18 protein-coding genes and 1 pseudogene are annotated in these 16,746 nt (G+C 69.3%); 13 read left to right on the top strand and 6 right to left on the bottom strand.

What is annotated here, in order from left to right; translation table 11 throughout:
- Positions 1-34 precede the first annotated feature (34 nt).
- From P7V53_RS21740 to P7V53_RS21715, 6 genes and pseudogenes are all read left to right on the top strand, one after another.
- The gene (locus P7V53_RS21740; protein ID WP_280151599.1) at positions 35-265 is read left to right on the top strand and encodes a hypothetical protein; all 231 of its coding nucleotides are present in this window, start codon (positions 35-37) and stop codon (positions 263-265) included.
- 4 nt (positions 266-269) lie between these two features.
- Positions 270-572 (top strand): hypothetical protein, encoded by a 303-nt coding sequence (locus P7V53_RS21735; RefSeq protein ID WP_280151598.1) that lies wholly within the window; start codon positions 270-272, stop codon positions 570-572.
- Between the two features lie 95 nt (positions 573-667).
- Complete coding sequence (gene yghU / locus P7V53_RS21730; protein ID WP_280151597.1) at positions 668-1,543, top strand: glutathione-dependent disulfide-bond oxidoreductase; 876 nt, start codon at positions 668-670, stop codon at positions 1,541-1,543.
- Positions 1,540-2,172: a glutathione S-transferase gene (locus P7V53_RS21725; protein WP_280151596.1), complete on the top strand. Its 633-nt coding sequence runs from the start codon at positions 1,540-1,542 to the stop codon at positions 2,170-2,172. The genes yghU and P7V53_RS21725 overlap by 4 nt, the downstream gene beginning before the upstream one ends.
- Positions 2,173-2,233: 61 nt before the next feature.
- A pseudogene (locus P7V53_RS21720) lies at positions 2,234-3,016 on the top strand (SDR family oxidoreductase); the annotation flags it as partial.
- 479 nt (positions 3,017-3,495) lie between these two features.
- Positions 3,496-4,731 carry an acyl-CoA dehydrogenase family protein gene (locus tag P7V53_RS21715; protein WP_280151595.1) on the top strand — a complete coding sequence of 412 codons (1,236 nt, stop codon included), beginning with the start codon at positions 3,496-3,498 and terminating at the stop codon, positions 4,729-4,731.
- Positions 4,732-4,746: 15 nt separating this feature from the next.
- On the opposite strand, the gene P7V53_RS21710 is transcribed toward P7V53_RS21715, so the two are convergent.
- On the bottom strand, positions 4,747-5,658 hold the full coding sequence (locus tag P7V53_RS21710) for a LysR family transcriptional regulator (protein ID WP_280151594.1): 912 nt from the start codon (positions 5,656-5,658) through the stop codon (positions 4,747-4,749).
- An 84-nt stretch (positions 5,659-5,742) separates the two neighbouring features.
- On the opposite strand from P7V53_RS21710, the gene P7V53_RS21705 reads away from it, so the two are divergent.
- Genes P7V53_RS21705 through P7V53_RS21680 form a run of 6 tightly spaced genes read left to right on the top strand, consistent with a single transcriptional unit; the run spans position 5,743 to position 10,591 of the window.
- Positions 5,743-6,729: a 2Fe-2S iron-sulfur cluster-binding protein gene (locus P7V53_RS21705; RefSeq protein WP_280151593.1), complete on the top strand. Its 987-nt coding sequence runs from the start codon at positions 5,743-5,745 to the stop codon at positions 6,727-6,729.
- Between the two features lie 4 nt (positions 6,730-6,733).
- Complete coding sequence (gtdA, locus tag P7V53_RS21700; protein ID WP_280151592.1) at positions 6,734-7,780, top strand: gentisate 1,2-dioxygenase; 1,047 nt, start codon at positions 6,734-6,736, stop codon at positions 7,778-7,780.
- A gap of 31 nt (positions 7,781-7,811) precedes the next feature.
- Positions 7,812-8,537, top strand: coding sequence for a fumarylacetoacetate hydrolase family protein (locus P7V53_RS21695; RefSeq protein ID WP_280151591.1), 726 nt, complete (start codon positions 7,812-7,814; stop codon positions 8,535-8,537).
- Positions 8,534-9,802 (top strand): aromatic ring-hydroxylating dioxygenase subunit alpha, encoded by a 1,269-nt coding sequence (locus P7V53_RS21690; RefSeq protein ID WP_280151590.1) that lies wholly within the window; start codon positions 8,534-8,536, stop codon positions 9,800-9,802. The genes P7V53_RS21695 and P7V53_RS21690 overlap by 4 nt, the downstream gene beginning before the upstream one ends.
- Positions 9,803-9,806: 4 nt before the next feature.
- Positions 9,807-10,277: an aromatic-ring-hydroxylating dioxygenase subunit beta gene (locus P7V53_RS21685; RefSeq protein ID WP_280151589.1), complete on the top strand. Its 471-nt coding sequence runs from the start codon at positions 9,807-9,809 to the stop codon at positions 10,275-10,277.
- Entirely contained in the window at positions 10,274-10,591 is a 318-nt protein-coding gene (locus P7V53_RS21680; RefSeq protein ID WP_280151588.1) for a non-heme iron oxygenase ferredoxin subunit, read from the top strand. The genes P7V53_RS21685 and P7V53_RS21680 overlap by 4 nt, the downstream gene beginning before the upstream one ends.
- Positions 10,592-10,751: 160 nt before the next feature.
- On the opposite strand, the gene P7V53_RS21675 is transcribed toward P7V53_RS21680, so the two are convergent.
- The 3 genes from P7V53_RS21675 to P7V53_RS21665 all read right to left on the bottom strand — a co-directional run bounded on the left by P7V53_RS21675 (position 10,752) and on the right by P7V53_RS21665 (position 13,061).
- Positions 10,752-11,270, bottom strand: a complete 519-nt coding sequence (locus P7V53_RS21675; RefSeq protein WP_280151587.1) for an outer membrane beta-barrel protein — start codon at positions 11,268-11,270, stop codon at positions 10,752-10,754.
- Between the two features lie 136 nt (positions 11,271-11,406).
- Positions 11,407-12,852 (bottom strand): Do family serine endopeptidase, encoded by a 1,446-nt coding sequence (locus tag P7V53_RS21670; RefSeq protein WP_280151586.1) that lies wholly within the window; start codon positions 12,850-12,852, stop codon positions 11,407-11,409.
- 17 nt (positions 12,853-12,869) lie between these two features.
- A complete protein-coding gene (locus P7V53_RS21665; protein ID WP_280151585.1) occupies positions 12,870-13,061 on the bottom strand; it encodes a hypothetical protein in 192 nt (63 codons plus the stop codon).
- 165 nt (positions 13,062-13,226) lie between these two features.
- Between P7V53_RS21665 and P7V53_RS21660 the strand changes: the two genes are divergently transcribed.
- A complete protein-coding gene (locus P7V53_RS21660; RefSeq protein ID WP_280151584.1) occupies positions 13,227-13,703 on the top strand; it encodes a DUF1003 domain-containing protein in 477 nt (158 codons plus the stop codon).
- A gap of 29 nt (positions 13,704-13,732) precedes the next feature.
- On the opposite strand, the gene P7V53_RS21655 is transcribed toward P7V53_RS21660, so the two are convergent.
- Both P7V53_RS21655 and P7V53_RS21650 read right to left on the bottom strand, forming a co-directional pair.
- Positions 13,733-14,980, bottom strand: a complete 1,248-nt coding sequence (locus P7V53_RS21655; RefSeq protein WP_280151583.1) for an NAD(P)-binding domain-containing protein — start codon at positions 14,978-14,980, stop codon at positions 13,733-13,735.
- Entirely contained in the window at positions 14,950-16,740 is a 1,791-nt protein-coding gene (locus P7V53_RS21650) for an ABC transporter ATP-binding protein/permease (RefSeq protein ID WP_280151582.1), read from the bottom strand. Before P7V53_RS21650 ends, P7V53_RS21655 begins: the two co-directional genes overlap by 31 nt.
- Positions 16,741-16,746 lie beyond the last annotated feature (6 nt).

Raw genomic sequence — 16,746 nt, 5'->3', positions numbered from 1 at the left:
TAGCACCCATGCCAGGCCGAACCCACCCACACCGATGAACCGACCCCTGCAAGACCACCTGCCCATGCCGCTGAAGCTGGCCTTCGTGCTGCGGCTGCACCAGGACAGCCAGCAGCCCGGGCGCGGCCTGTGCGGCAGCGTCGAGCATCTGATCAGCGGCTGGCGTGCGGAGTTCGCCAACCTGCTCGAGCTGCAGCGCCGGCTCGAGGAGATGTTGAGCCGCCTGCCCGCCTCCGATTCCGAAACCCGTCAACCCCAGGAGTGAAACCATGCGTCCCACGCTGACCGCCGCCGCGCTGATCGCCGCGCTCGCCGCCACCCTCGTCATCACCGCCGCGCCCGCGCACGCCGAGACCGAAGCTCGTGCGCTGCCGGCCGCCGACTACACCGTGTTCGTCGATCCGCCGACCGGATTCGTGTTCGTCAAGCTGCCTGCGGGCTGGAAGTTCGCGGGCAAGGTGGAAGCCGCCGACATGAAGCGCCTGCCCTCGACGGTCGTCACCTCGCTGCTGGTGCCCGACGCCGACATGGCCAAGGCGGCCAAGAGCGAGGCCCTGCGCGTGCAGTGGTGAGCGGGACGCGGACCCGCTGAGGCTCCTGCCGTACAGTGGCCGCCAAGCGGTCGCACAGGTGCTGTGCAGACCCGTCCCCGCTTGGAGATCGCTGCATGGACGATTCATCCGGCTACACGCCGCCGGCCATCTGGACCTGGAACAAGGACAACGGCGGCCGCTTCTCCAACATCAACCGCCCGACCGCCGGTGCGACGCACGAGAAGGCGCTGCCGGTGGGCCGCCATCCGCTGCAGCTCTACTCGCTGGCCACGCCCAATGGCGTCAAGGTCACGGTGATGCTGGAGGAACTGCTGGCGCTGGGCCACGCCGGCGCCGAGTACGACGCCTGGCTCGTCCGCATCAACGAAGGCGAGCAGTTCGCCAGCGGCTTCGTCGCCGTCAACCCGAACTCCAAGATTCCGGCGCTGCTGGACCGCAGCGGGCCGACGCCGGTGAGGGTGTTCGAGTCCGGGGCGATCCTGCTGTACCTGGCCGAGAAGTTCGGCGCCTTTGTCCCGACCGGTCCCGAGCAGCGCGCGGAGTGCCTGTCGTGGCTGTTCTGGCAGATGGGCAGTGCGCCTTTTCTCGGCGGTGGGTTCGGCCACTTCTATGCGTACGCGCCGGCCAGGATCGAATACGCGATCGACCGCTACGCGATGGAAGTCAAGCGGCAGCTCGACGTGCTCGACCGCCGCCTGGCCGAAAGTCCGTTCCTGGCGGGCGACGACTACACCATCGCCGACATGGCGGTGTGGCCCTGGTACGGCACGCTGGTCAAGGGCCAGCTCTACGACGCGGGCGAGTTCCTGCAGGTGCAGGCGTATGCCAATGTCCTGCGCTGGACCGACGAGATTGCCCGACGCCCGGCCGTCAAGCGCGGCCGCATGGTCAATCGCACCTGGGGTCAGCCTGGCAGTCAGCTGCACGAGCGTCACGACGCGGGCGACTTCGAGACGCGGACCCAGGACAAGCTGGATCCGCGGCCATGATCACCCTCTACGACTGCGCCACCGCGCCGAGCCCGCGGCGTGCCCGCATCCTGCTGGCCGAGAAGGGCGTCGTCCACGAGACGATCCAGGTCGACCTGAGAAGCGGCGAGCAGCTGGGCGACGCCTATCGCCAGGTGAACCCGCAATGCACGGTGCCGGCGCTGCGCACGGACGAAGGCCTGCTGCTGACCGACAACGCGGCCATCACGGCGTACCTCGAGGCACGCTATCCGCAGCCGACGCTGCTGGGGGACACGCCGCAGCAGAAGGCGGAGATCGCGAGCTGGAACTGGCGCATCGAATTCGAAGGGCTGATGGCCATTGCCGAGGCGATGCGCAACAGCTCTCCGGCCATGGCGAACCGGGCCTTGCCGGGGCCCGACGACTACCGGCAGATCCCCGAGCTGGCGCAGCGCGGCCTCGCGAGGCTGCAGCAGTTCTTCATCACGCTGAACGAGCGTCTTGCCGGCCGCGACTTCGTCGCCGCCGATGGTTTCAGCGTGGCGGACATCACCGCGGTGGTGGCGGTCGACTTCGCGCGCGTGGTGAGGGTCAAGCCGGGCGAGCAGCACCCGCATGTGCTGCGCTGGCGTGCGCTGATGGCGCAGCGTCCGTCGATGTCGCTGTGAGCATCGGCCTGCGCGACAGGAGCCCGCCGGAATGGGCTCGCGGCTCGGAGGACTTCATCGGATGACCACGAACACTGCTTCCCCTGGTCGAGTCGCCGTCGTGACGGGAGGCGCCCGCGGCATCGGCCGGGCGATCGGCGAGTGGTTCCTGCGCCATGGCCACCGGGTCGTGCTGCTGGACAGGGATCAGCCCACGCTCGACCGTGCGGTCCGCGAGCTGGCCAGGCCCGATGACCTCATCGGCGTGCATGGCGATGTGTCCGACCCGACGCAGGTCGCGAGGGCCGCCTCGGAAGTGATGGCGAGGTTCGGCCGCGTCGATGCGCTGGTCAACAACGCCGGCGTGGCGGTCTTCAAGCCGGCGCTGGAGACCTCTTTCGCGGAATGGCGCGAGGTCATGGCCACCAACCTCGACGGGGCGTTCCTGTGCACGCAAGCGTTCGGCGCCTTGATGGCCGGCCGGGGCGGAGCGATCGTCAACATCGCGTCGATCTCCGGCTTGCGGGCCAGCACGCTGCGGGTCGCGTACGGCACCAGCAAGGCCGCGCTCATCCAGATGTCGAAGCAGTACGCCGTGGAGCTCGGCAACGTCGGGGTGCGCGTCAATGTCGTCGCGCCGGGACCCGTCGAGACCGAGATGGCCAAGCTCGTGCACAGCGTGGCCATCCGTTCCGACTACCACGACGCGATTCCCCAGGGCCGCTACGGCACGGTGGAAGAAATGGCCGAAACCGTCGGCTTCCTGTGCAGCGACGCCGCCAGCTTCATCAACGGCCAGGTGGTGGCGGTCGACGGCGGCTTCGAGGCGACGGGTGTCGGGCTGCCGACGCTGCGCCGGCGCCTGGCCGAGGCGGGCCCTCAAGGTGCCACGGGATCGGGCGCGTCGTTTGCTGCACCACTGTCGCAACCGGAGCGCATCATGAATCCGACCCAGCCTCGCGACGACGCCGAAAGGCGCAACGACGATTCGACCAAGCAAGTGCCGCCCGACCGCTCGTCCGCGGGCGTCACCGGAGGATCCCCCGCCGCGGAAGAAGACATCGGGACCGAGGGCGCGGGCACCGAGCCGCGCGACAGCGCGCGCGAGCAAGACCCGTCACCGCCGGGGAAGTCCCGGCAGTGAGGCAAGGCTTGCGTTCCCTCTCCCGCCCGCGGGAGAGATCCGACGTGTTGCCCCGGAACTGATGCTCTCCCTCTCCCGCTCGCGGGAGAGGGTCGGGGTGAGGGTTTCGTCGCGCGCTCCTGAGAAGGCATCGTCGCCTAGGCGACCGCGCAACGCGGCTCGCGGTGGTTCAATCGTGCCTCACCCGACGGAGAGACACGATGCTGACCGAACACTCCAGCAAGACCCGCGAGCTGCTCGACCGCCTGAACGCGTTCTTCGAGCAGCACATCTATCCCAATGAAGAGCGCCACGCGCGCGAGATGGACGCGCTGCGGCGCGCCGGGAACCCGTGGCAGCCGGTGCCGGTGGTCGACGAGCTGAAGGTCGTCGCACGGGGCGCCGGGCTGTGGAACATGTTCCTGCCGCATCCGTACAAGGGCCACGGCGGCATCTCCAACCTCGACTACGCCCCGCTGTGCGAGCTGATGGGGCGCGTCACCTGGTCCAGCGAGGTGTTCAACTGCTCGGCGCCCGACACCGGCAACATGGAGACGCTGGAGCGCTACGCCACCGACGCGCAGAAGCAGCGGTGGCTCGAACCGCTGCTGGCCGGCGAGATCCGATCCGCCTTCCTGATGACCGAGCCGGCGGTCGCATCGTCGGACGCCACCAACATCCAGTGCAGCATCCGCCGTGACGGCGACGAGTACGTCATCAACGGCCGCAAGTGGTTCAGCTCCGGCGCCGGCAACCCGCGCTGCGCCATCTTCATCGTGATGGGCAAGACCGAGCCGGATGCGCCGCGGCACCAGCAGCAGTCGATGGTGCTGGTGCCGCGCGACACGCCGGGCGTGACCGTGGTGCGGCCGCTGACGGTGTTCAACTACGACGACGCGCCGCACGGCCACATGGAAGTAGTGCTCGACAACGTGCGCGTGCCGCTCTCGAACATCCTGCTCGGCGAGGGCCGCGGTTTCGAGATCGCGCAGGGACGGCTGGGGCCGGGACGCATCCACCACTGCATGCGCTCCATCGGCGCGGCCGAGCGCGCGCTCGAGATGATGGTCGACCGCCTGCAGCAGCGCATCGCCTTCGGCCGGCCGCTGGCCGAGCAGTCCATCTGGCACGAGCGCATCGCCGAGTCTCGCTGCCTGATCGACCAGGCGCGGCTTCTCACGCTCAATGCCGCGCACATGATGGACACCGTGGGCAACAAGGCCGCGAAGGCGGAGATCGCGATGATCAAGGTCGTCGCGCCCAACGTGTCGTGCAAGGTGGTCGACTGGGCGATCCAGGCTCACGGCGCCGCGGGCGTCAGCCAGGACTTCTGGCTTGCCGAGGCCTACGCCCACCAGCGCACCGTGCGCATCGTCGACGGCCCCGACGAGGTGCATCGCAACGCGATCGCGAAGATCGAGCTCGCCAAGCGGGCGCGGACTCGCATGCCGCGGTGATGCCGCGGACGCGCTTCACCGCGCGTCGTCGACGAAGGTGTCGAATACCAGCGTGCGCAGCCACTGGCTGTCCGGCGTGCGGTGGAACTTGGCGTGCCAGAACACGTTGATCGCCACCTCCGGCAGCTTGGCCGGGTGCGCCACGTAGGTCAGGCCGAAGGGCGCGGTCATTCGCTGCGCGAGGCGTTCGGGCACCGTCGCCACCAGGTCGGTGGCCTGCAGGATGTGGCCGATGGCGACGAAGTGCGGCACCGTCAGGCGCACGCGGCGCTCGATGCCGCTGCGCTCGAGCAGCTCGTCGACCTTGCCGTGACCGGTTCCCGGGGACACGACCACCAGGTGCTCCGCCGCCGAGAACTCGGCCAGCGACATCTTCTTCCTGTCGAGCCGGTGTCCCTGGCGGAACAGGCACACGTAGCGCTGGCGGAACAGCCGCCGCTGGAAGAAGCCGGCCTTGAGCTGCGGCAGCAGCCCGATCGCCAGGTCGACCTTGCCGGCCTCCATCTCGTCCTTCAGGTTCACCGCCGTGTTGCGCACGGTGCTCAGCGAGACGCCTGGCGCCTGCCGGCGCAGGCTGTCCATCAGCGCGGGCAGGAAGTAGATCTCGCCGATGTCGGTCATGCCGATGGTGAACGAGCGGGTGCTGCTCGCCGGATCGAAGGTGCTGCGCTGGTTGAGCGCGCTGTGGATCATGCCTAGCGCGTAGGCGACCGGCTCGGCCAGCTGCTCGGCAAAGGGCGTGGGTTGCATGCCCGTGGGCGTGCGCAGGAACAGCTCGTCGCCGAGCAGCTTGCGCAGGCGCGCCAATGAGTTGCTGACCGCCGGCTGCGTGAGGCCCAGGTTCTCGGCGACCTTGGAGACGCGCCGCTCGACGAGCAGCTGGTTGAACAGCACCAGCAGGTTGAGGTCGATGTCCTGCAGCTGCACCGACGCCTCCATTTCATTTGGTGATGTGCTGTATTCAACTGATTCTATTGGCTGATCGGGCGCCGATGCCGATGATGACTCTCCATGGAAGTCACCATCCATCCCCTGCAGCGCGTGCTTCACGTGCAGCCCGGCGTGAACCTGCTGGAGGCGCTGCGCGAGCACCAAGTGCCGATGTCGTACAGCTGCATGGCCGGCCGCTGCGGCACTTGCCGCTGCAAGGTGATCGCAGGCGACGTGCTCGACGGCGGCCAGGAGCTGCAGCGTCCGCTGGACGCCGAGGCGCGCTTCGTGCTCGCGTGCCAGACCTATCTCACCGAGCCGTGCGCGATCGAGATTCCCGAGCCCGACGAGATCGTCGTGCACCCGGCGCGCATCGTGAAGGCGAGGGTGGCCCGCCTGGAAGACATGACGCACGACATCCGGCGGCTGGTGCTCGAGCCGGCGAAGCCGCTGGCGTTCTCGCCGGGGCAGTACGCGCAGCTGCAGTTGACGCCCGAGCATGTGCGGCCCTATTCGATGGCCGGGCTCGCGGGCGACGGCACGCTCGAGTTCCACGTGCGGCGGGTGCCAGGCGGGCGGGTCAGCGGCTACATCGCCGAGACGTTGAAGCCCGGGGACGCGGTGCGCGTCAGCGGACCCCTGGGCTCGGCCTACCTGAGGCGGCAGCACGATGGTCCCATGCTGTGCGTGGCCGGCGGCACCGGGCTCGCGCCCATCCTGTCCATCCTTCGCGGCGCGCTGGTCGAGGGAATGGCCAACCCGATCCATCTGTACTTCGGCGTGCGCTCGCCGCGCGACATCTACGGGCTGTCCTGGCTGCATGAGCTGCAGCATCGCCATCCCTGCCTGCACCTGCATGTGGTGGTGACCGCCGGCGGCGACGCGGGCGGGCATCGCACCGGACTGGTCACCGACGCGATCGATGCCGACCTGCCCGCGCTCGACGGCTGGCGCGCCTACCTCTGCGGCTCGCCGCCCATGGTCGAAGCCGCCACGCTGCTTGCCAAGCGAAAGGGGATCGCGCCCGAGCGCATCCATGCCGACGCCTTCTACACCCAGGGAACCTGAAGCCATGGCCGCTGCCGTTCTTTCGCCGGACGCCGCGCGCGAGCGCCGCGACTACTACGACCGCATAGGCCGCCACAGCATGACGCCGCTGTGGGAGGTTCTGGGCGCGCTGGTGCCTCCGGCGCCGCGCTCTCCGGCTGCACCGGCGCTGTGGCGTTATGCCGAAGTGCGCGACCAGGTGATGGAGGCGGGACGCCTGATCAGTGCCGAGGAGGCCGAGCGCCGCGTGCTCGTCCTGGAGAACCCGGCGCTGCGCGGCCAGTCCTGCATCACGCAGTCGCTGTATGCCGGGCTGCAGCTCATCCTGCCCGGCGAGGTGGCGCCGGCGCACCGCCACGCGCAATCCGCGCTGCGGCTGGTGCTCGACGGCGAAGGCGCCTACACCGCCGTCGATGGCGAGCGCACGACGATGCGCCGCGGCGACTTCATCATCACGCCGGCATGGACCTGGCACGACCACGGCAATCCGGGCGAGCAGCCGGTGGTGTGGCTGGACGGGCTGGACATTCCGCTGGTGCGCTTCCTCGACGCGGGCTTCGCCGAGAAGACCGAGCAGGCGGTGCAGCAGCCGCTGCGCCCCGAAGGCGATGCACTGGCGCGCTATGGCTCGAACATGGTGCCGGTGGATTTCCATCCCGCGCCGCAAGAGCCCACGCGGGTGTTCGTGTATCCGTACGAGCGCACGCGGGCCGCGCTGAGGGCCATCGCCGGCGGCACGCCGGATCCGCACCTCGGCTTCAAGCAGCGCTTCGTCAACCCCGCCACCGGCGCGTCGCCCATGCCTACCATGGGCGCCTTTGCACAGTGGCTTCCCTCGGGCTTCGACACGCAGCCGTACCGCAGCACCGACGGCACCGTCTACGTCTGCCTCGAAGGCGAAGGCGAGGCCATCGTCGGCGAACAGGTGCTGCGCTTCGCCGAGAACGATGTGCTCGTCGTCCCTTCGTGGCACACGCTGCGCCTGCATGCCGGACGCGACACGCTGCTCTTCAGCTATTCCGACCGCCCCGTGCAGCAGGCGCTCGGCCTGTGGCGCGAGCAAAGGCTCTGACCGCTTCTCCTTCAACCGGACACGACTTGCCATGGACCATGCCGTTGCGGTTCCACCGCTGCACACGCTCACTGTCGCCGGACGCCACGAGCGCTTTCCCGTCAACCGCGTCTTCTGCGTCGGCCGCAACTACGCCGCACATGCGCGAGAGATGGGCAAGGACCCGGACCGCGAGCCGCCGTTCTTCTTCATGAAGCCGTCCGGCGCGGTGATCGACGCGTCGCGCGATCCCGCGGTGCCGTATCCGCGCAAGACGGCCAATTACCACCACGAGATCGAGCTGGTGGTCGCCATCGCAGACGGAGGCCGCGACATCGCGGTGGCCGATGCGCTGGAGCACGTGTACGGCTACGCGGTGGGGCTCGACATGACGCGGCGCGACCTGCAACTGGAGGCGCGCGACAAGGGCCGGCCATGGGAGTTCGGCAAGTCGTTCGCGCATTCGGCGCCGATCGGCCCGCTGCGGCGCGCTTGCGATATCGGTCATCCCGCCAACGGCGCGATCACGCTGACGGTGAACGGACAGGCGCGGCAATCGTCGGACATCTCCAAGCTGATCTGGTCGGTTTCCGAGTGCATCGCGTACCTGTCGGCATACGAAGAGCTCGAGCCCGGAGACTTGATCATGACCGGCACGCCCGAAGGCGTGAATGCGGTGCTGCCGGGCGACGTGATGCAGGGCGCCATCGACGGCCTGGATGGAATCCGGGTCGTGGTGAGCCAGGGCCACGTCGAAGAACCCAGGAGACCCGCATGAGCAGCCAGCCCATCACCGTGTTCCCGCGCGAGCCGCAATGGCAGGGCGAGAGCACTCACCAGATTCCGTTCCTCGCCTACACCAGCGACGAGCTCTACCAGCGCGAGCTCGAGCGCTTCTTCTACAAGGGCCACTGGTGCTACGTGGGCCTGGAGGCCGAGATCCCCGAGCCGGGCGACTTCAAGCGCACGGTGATCGGCGAGCGCTCGGTGATCCTCACGCGCGGACTCGACGGCCGCATCCACGTCGTCGAGAACGTGTGCGCGCACCGCGGCATGCGCTTCTGCCGCGAGCGCCACGGCAACGTGCGCAAGACCGGCTTCACGTGCCCGTATCACCAGTGGAACTACAGCATCGAGGGTGACCTGCGCGGCGTGCCGTTCCGGCGTGGCGTGCGCCAGGAGGGCGAGATGCTGGGGGGCATGCCGGCCGACTTCAAGCTGGAGGAGAACGGCCTGACGAAGCTGAAGGTCGCCACGCGCGGCGGGGTGGTGTTCGCCTCCTTCGACGCCGAGGTGGAGCCCTTCGAAGACTACCTCGGCCCGACGATCCTGCGCTACTTCGACCGGCTGTTCAACGGCCGCAAGCTGAAGGTGCTCGGCTACAACCGCCAGCGCATCCCGGGCAACTGGAAGCTGATGCAGGAGAACATCAAGGACCCGTACCACCCGGGCCTGCTGCACACCTGGTTCGTGACCTTCGGCCTCTGGCGTGCCGACAACAAGTCGCAGCTGCGCATGGACGACAGGCACCGCCACGCGGCCATGATCTCCACCCGCGGCGCGGCGGGCAAGTCGGAGCAGGTGACGCAGGTGGCCAGCTTCAAGGAGAGCATGAAGCTGCACGACCCGAGCTTTCTCGACATCGTGCCCGAGCCGTGGTGGGAAGGCCCCACGGCGGTGATGACCACCATCTTCCCCAGCGTGATCCTGCAGCAGCAGGTCAACAGCGTCTCCACGCGGCACATCCAGCCCACCGGCCATGGCCAGTTCGATTTCGTCTGGACGCACTTCGGCTTCGAGGACGACGACGAGGCGATGGCGCAACGCCGCCTGCGCCAGGCCAATCTCTTCGGCCCTGCCGGCTTCGTGTCGGCCGACGACGGCGAGGTGATCGAGTTCTCGCAGCAGGCCTTCGAGAGCAAGCCGTTCCATCGCACGCTGGCGGAGCTGGGCGGGCGCGGGGTCGAAGACACCGAGCACATGGTCACCGAAACGCTGATCCGCGGCATGTACCGCTACTGGCGCGACGTGATGGAGGCATGACCGCATGAACTTCGAGGACTACCTGGCCCTGAGCCAGCTTTATGCCGACTATGCGATCGCGGTGGACTCCGGCCAGTGGGACCTGTGGCCCGAGTTCTTCACCGACGACTGCGTGTACCGGCTGCAGCCGCGCGAGAACTTCGAGCGCGGCTTCCCGCTGGCGACCCTGTCGTTCACCAGCAAGGGCATGCTGAAGGACCGCGTGTACGGCATCCGCGAGACGCTGTTCCACGACCCGTACTACCAGCGGCACGTCGTCGGCAGCCCGGTGGTGCGCCGCTGCGAGGCCGGCCGCTTCGAGTGCGAGGCGAACTACGCGGTGTTCCGCACCAAGCTGTCGGACACGTCCACGGTGTTCAACGTCGGTCGCTACATCGACGTGGTCGTGCGCACCGGCGAGGGCCTCAAGTTCGCGTCACGCCAGTGCATCTACGACAGCGAGATGATCCCCAACTCCATCATCTACCCCATATGAGCGAGCAGACCTGGATCGACGCGCTTGCCGCCGACGAGCTGCCGACCGACGACGTCCTCGGCGTCGCGATCGACGGCCACGACATCGCGCTGTACACCGTCGGTGGCGAGGTCTTCGCCACCGACAACGTGTGCACCCACGGCCACGCGCGCCTGTGCGACGGTTTCCTCGACGGCCACGAAATCGAATGCCCGCTGCATCAGGGGAGGTTCGACGTGCGCGACGGCAAGCCGACCTGCGAGCCGGCCAGCGAGCCGCTGCGCAGCTACCCGGTGAAGGTCGAAGGCTCGCGGGTGCTCGTGCGCATCGGGTGAACGGATGCCTGGGCAGGCATGGGGACTCAGGCATCGAAGTCCCGCCACACGCGCAGCACGCTTCGATACCTCAGCCCGAACCGTGGATGTCTGCCCGCGATCGCCCTGCGCTTGCCGAGTGGCCGAGCAACAGGGCACCACGCAACCCGACCCGCATGCTTCAGAAGTTCACCACCAGGCCACCGGTGACCTGCCCGACGTTCGCCTTGGCGTCGAATACGTCGTGGAACCGGTACTGCTCGTATTCGGCGCGCAACGCCATGGTGGAACTCAGCTGGTACTGCGCGCCGGCACCGAGCTTGAGGCCGGTGTCCGAACTGTCGCCGCCCGGTCCGTTGAAGCGGGCGTGGGCCGCTCCGATGCGGCCGAGCAGCGACCAGTCCTTGCTCAGCGGCAGCGTTCCGACCGCGTCCAGATAGGCGCCATCGGCCTTGACCTTGCCGCTGATGTCGCGCGACTCGCCCAGGTGCATGGCGCCGGCCTCGAGCGCGAAGTTCGGGCTGAAGCCGTAGCCGCCGTAGAGCTTGCCGGCGACGCCGCGGCCGTTGCCGTCGACGCCGTCGACGGTGCTGTTCCAGAAGGGGGCGCCGAGGCTGGCGCCCGCATAGAGCCCTTCGGCATGAGCGGCCGCCGCGCCGGCCGCCAGCAGCACGGCGAGCAGGGGTTTCGACAATTTCATGGATCACTCCTTGGATGAAGGTGCTGCACGACCAGTGCAGTGAAGGCATCGTTGGATCGGGGCGTTTCGGTCGGGCTACCCGCTGTGCCATGGAAGATGACCGACGCAACCGTGCAAGTGGGGAACTCTCTTGTCATCAGAGCGGGACATAGAGCCTTTCCTGTCCGCGCTGCACGAGCAGCGCGATGGCGTGTCCTGCGCCGGCGAGCGCGTCGCGCAGTGCGCCCATCGACTCCACCGGCTTGCCGTTGATGCCGAGCAGCAGGTCGCCGGGCTGCAGGCCTGCCATCGCCGCGCGCCCGCTCACGTCCTCGATCAGCAGCCCGCCGTGCGCGCCGGCCTGACGCTGCTCCTCAGGCTCCAGCGGGCGCAGTGCCAGGCCCAGAGAGCCGGCGGCGACGGGCGCTGCATGGGCCGCAGTCTGCGGCGCGGCGGCACCCTCCTTGGCGTCGCCGAGGGCGACCCGGATCTCACGCGGTGCGCCGGCGCGCCACACCTCCAGCGCGACCTTGTCGCCCGGCGCGTGCATGGCCACGGTGGCCGACAGATCGCCCGAAGCGACGATGGGCTCGCCGTCGATGCGCAGCACCACGTCGCCCGCTTCGAGGCCGGCGCCGGCGGCCGGGCTGCCCGGCTGCACCTCGGCGACCAGCGCGCCCTGCGGCTTGGCGAGCTTGAACGAGGCGGCCAGCCGTGCGTCGACGTCCTGCACCGTCGTGCCGAGGCGGGCGTGCGAGGCATGGCCCGTGGCGACGATCTGCTGCTCGACGCGCCTGGCGACGTCGATCGGAATCGCGAAGGACACGCCCTCGTAGCCGCCGGAGCGGCTGTAGATCTGCGAATTGATGCCCACCACTTCGCCGCGCGCATTGAACAGCGGCCCGCCCGAGTTGCCCGGATTGATCGCCACGTCGGTCTGGATGAAGCGCACCGCGCCGTCGTCGGGCAGCGAGCGGCCCAGCGCGCTCACCACGCCCGCGGTGACGGTGTTCTCGAAGCCGAAGGGCGAGCCGATGGCCAGCACCCAGTCGCCTGCGCGCAGGCGGCTGGCGTCGCCCAGCGGCAGCACGGGCAGCTGGTGCGCGTCGATCTTCAGCACTGCGATATCGGTCCTGGCATCGCTGCCCAGCACGCGTGCATTGAATTCGCGCCGGTCGGTCAGGCGAACCACGACTTCCTTCGCACCCTGCACCACGTGCGCGTTGGTGAGCACGATGCCGTCGTGCGAGACGATGAAGCCGGACCCCTCGCCGCGCACCGGCACCCGGATGGGCGGCACCGCGCTGCCGAAGCGCCTGCGCAGCAGATCGAGCAGCGCCTGCGCGGAACCCTCGTCGTCGTCATCGGCGGTCACTTCGCGCACGCCACTGACCCGCACGTTGACGACCGCAGGTCCGGCCCGCTCGGTGATGGTGGCGAAGTCCGGCAGCCCGGCGGGCGCGGGCGAAGGTGCGCTCGTGGCGGCGGCGGCGACCGGGGCCGCGCTGACCATCCGGTGCGTGCATCCGGCCAGGGCGAGCACAGAGGCGACCGTGGCGACGCCGATCGCATGGGTCCGCGGTGAACGAAGGAGATGTCTCATCGGCCTGGTCCTCACCGTCAGCCGCGTGCGCGGGGTGTCGTGCCGCGCTCGAGGGCCGCGGTGTCGGGATGGGTGTCGCGCGTGGGAAGCGTCGACGGCGTGACCAGCACGGCCAGCAGCACCGCGGCGACTTGGGCGCCGATGCGTCCGGCCAGGCGGTTGCCCGCACCGTGTTCATGCGAAAGGGCGAGGGAACGGAAGGTCTTCATGCGAGGCTCCTGCGCTTCATTGGCAAGCGCTGCATGCAGACTCCTCCCGTTCGGTTGCCGATGCGTTGTCGCGGGTGGCAACCCAGGCTACCGACGTAACCGGGCCGGTCAGAGCCCGGTCATCGAGGCTGCCCATGCTGCGGCCACTGTTGCCAGGAGCTGCCCATGAAAGAACAAGACATCCGCTACCTCGCCGAACACCTGATGCTCACCGGCGTGGGCAGCCTGAACCGGCGCGACCGGCAGACGCTGGAGCGGCTGCTGGTGCGACTGGGCGACCGGCGCCGCGACCGGCCCGACGAGACCCTCGTTCCCACGCTCGGTGAACGCCTCGCCGACCGCGTCGCCGAGTTCGGCGGCTCCTGGACCTTCATCGTCCTGTTCATGGCCGTGCTGGTCGGCTGGGCGCTGCTGAACACCGACGTGCTCGGCGCATCGGCGTTCGACCCGTATCCCTACGTGTTCCTGAACCTGCTGCTGTCGATGCTGGCCGCGATCCAGGCGCCGATCATCATGATGTCGCAGAACCGGCAGGCGGCACGCGACCGCATTGCCGCGGCGCGCGACTACGAGACCAATCTGCGCGCGGAGCGGAAGATCGATGAATTGATCGAGTTGCTGCGGGCGAAGGCTGGGCCATGACGCCGCTTGCACGCGATGCGCAGAACGCGTCAGTGGCTCGCGCGAGAGGCGATGTGCTGCGCCAGGTAGGCCGCGTCCTCGTCGGCCCCGAACAGGAAGGCCGACTTCCACTTGTGCAGCCACGGCAGGCCCAGGAAGTACAGGCCCGGCTCGGAGGTCACGCCGCGCTCGTGCAAGGGCGTCCGCCGGGATCCGGATGGGCCGAAGACCGGGAGATCGATCCAGCTGAAGTCCGTGAGCGCGCCGTTGGCCCAGATCACCGAGTGGATTCCCTCGCGGGGGAGGTCCAGGGTGCGAATCGGCGTGAGCAGCTGCGGTGGATCGGGCCATGGATCCCCCGCAGGTTCGGCCGGGGGGAGGTCCAGTTGCCGATCGCGAGCCACGTCGTCGCAGCGACGATTGAACGCCTTCAGCGAGTCGTCGCCGTGCGCAATGGTGGAACGCAGGTCATCCGCGATGGCGAGCCTGCCGTTGTCGGCACCTGTCATGCGCCCGAGCAGCACCACCCCTTCGGCAGCCAGCCGGCGCAGATCGATGTCGTGCCCCCCGTCCACGCCCGTCATCAAGCGCGAGAGGCGCGCGCCTTTCCACTCGTGAAGCCTCGCATCGGCGGAGCCGGTCGCGATCAGCCACCAGATGCAATCCTTCCCCCGGTAGCGACGCTGGATCCGTTCGTGCGAGCCCACGGACAGGAACACCCGGCGCGCGGCGCGGCACAGCTCCTCGGCGATCTGCACGCCCGAGTTTCCCGCGCCGACGACCAGCACGGCGCCGGGGGGCAGCTGCGCCGGGTTGCGGTACTGGGTCGAGTTCAACTCCAGCACCGGACTGCCCAGCGGGATCGACGGACGCGGCACGTGGTAGGGGCCCGTGGCGACGACGACGTTGTGCGCCTCGTAGAGGATGTCGTCGGTTTGCACCTGCAACCGCCCGGGCCGCTGCCCTGGTCCGATGGACCGTGCCGTGCAGCCGGTCCGCAGCGGTGCACGGACGACGGCCGCGTAGCGCTCGATGTAGTCGGTGACCTCGCGCAGCGGCGAGAACGCATCGGGATCGACGTGCGGGTCGGCGGTCGTGCGACTCCAGCCCGGGAGGTTCATGTTCCAGTTCGGCGACTGGAAGCACAGCGAATCCCAGCGCTCGGTGCGCCAACGCTCGGCGACCTGCCCGCGCTCTAGCACGAGGTGCTCGGCACCCAGCCGGCTCAGGTGATGGCTGATCGCCAGGCCGGCTTGCCCGGCGCCGATCACGATGGTTTCGATACGCTGGGTAGGCATGCCGTGCACCCGTCTTCAGTCCTGGCCGGGCAAGCATACGGACTTCCAGGGCTGTCGACCGCTGGCATCTCCCCCAACGACCACTGCGCGTCGTGCAGCGCTTGCAGGCTCTCCCGGTGCCCGATGCTGACGACGGTCGTCGAGGGCAGCGCGGCGCGCAGGCGCCGGTACAGCAGCACCTGCGAGGGCTCGTCCAGCGCGGACGTCGATTCGTCCAGGAACACCCAGTCGGGCCGGTGCAGCAGCACGCGCGCGAATTGCAGCCGCTGCTGCTCGCCGGGCGACAGCACGCTGCCCCACTCGCGCCGCTCGTTCAGGTCGAGGCGTCGGTCGCCGAGGCCGACCGTGGCCAGGGCCTGAATCATCGCCAAGGCATCGAAGTCCTCGCCGGGCTGCGGCCACGCGAGCGCTTCGGCCAGCGTGCCGCTCGGCAGATAGGGCCGCTGCGGCACGAACATCAGCCAGGCGCCCCGCGGCAAGGCGATGCGCCCGTCGCCGCGGCGCCACACGCCGGCGATCGCGCGCAGCAGGGAGGTCTTGCCGCGACCCGAGGGACCGCGGATCAGCAGATGCTCGCCGGGCGCCAATCGCCGCGCCGGGACATCGATGCGCCGGCGCCCATCCGGCGTGTCGATGCGCAGTGCCGTGAGCTCGATGGCCGCGCCCGGCTCCTCGCGGCGCACGATGCCGTCGGAGGGCGGCGCTGCGCCCGCCGCCTCGGCGTGGACGGAGAACCGCGACAGGCGCTCCACCGTCGCGCGCCAATCGGCGAGCGTGGCGTAGGCATCGATGAACCAGCTCAGCGACCCCTGCACCTGGCCGAAGGCCTGCGCCGTCTGCATCAGGCCGCCCAGCTGCAGCGAGCCCGCGAAGTAGCGCGGCGCGGCGGCCAGCAAGGGAAAGACGTTGGCGAGCTGGCCATAGCCGGCGGAGAACCAGGTGAGCCGCTTGGTGGTCCGGATGAGCAGGTCCCAGTTGGTTCGCACGGCCTCGAACACGTGGGCCATGCGATGACGCTCCCGCACTTCGCCGGCGGCCAGCGCCACCGCTTCGGCATGGTCGCGCAGCTGCACCAGCGCGTAGCGGAAGTCGGCCTCCACGCGTTGCTGCTGCACGTTCAGGCGCACCAGCGGCAGGCCCAGCCGCTGCGTGATCCAGCTGCCCAGGCCGGCATAGGCGATCGCCACCCACACCATGTAGCCCGGCATGGTGATGCCGCCGTGCCCCGCCGGCAGCGCCAGCGAGCCGGAAAGGCGCCACAGGATGCCGACGAAGGACACCAGCGTCACACCCGCATTCAGCAGGCCGAGCGAAAGGTCCAGGCTGGCGCCGACGAAGCGGCCCGCGTCCTCGGCGATGCGCTGGTCGGGGTTGTCGAGCGCCGGCGCCGCCTCGTGTGCGAGGCGGTACGGCCCACCCGGCTGCAGCCAGCGCCGCAGCAGGTCCTGCGTCAGGCGCGTGCGCCAGCGCATCAGCAGCCGCTGCTGCAGGTACTGGCGGTACACCGCCGCCACGATGAAGCAGGCGGCGAGCAGCGCGAACACGCCGAGCTGCCTCCAGAAGCCGGCCAGGTCGTGGTTCTGCAGCGTGTCGTAGAAGCGGTTGTTCCAGTCGCTGAATTGGACGTTGAGCCCCACGCCGGCGAGCGTCAGCGACACCACCGCGGCGAGCAGCGCCCAGGCGCTTCGCTCGCCGCGGTCGCGCCAGAAGGGAACGGCCAGGGCCCAAGCCTCGCGAAGGCCGGCGCGGTCCGGGTTCACGGGGCG

The organism is Piscinibacter sp. XHJ-5 (assembly GCF_029855045.1).
Taxonomy (GTDB): domain Bacteria; phylum Pseudomonadota; class Gammaproteobacteria; order Burkholderiales; family Burkholderiaceae_C; genus Albitalea.
Note: the sequence above shows the minus strand (reverse complement) of the source record. Positions and strands in the feature narration are given on the sequence as shown.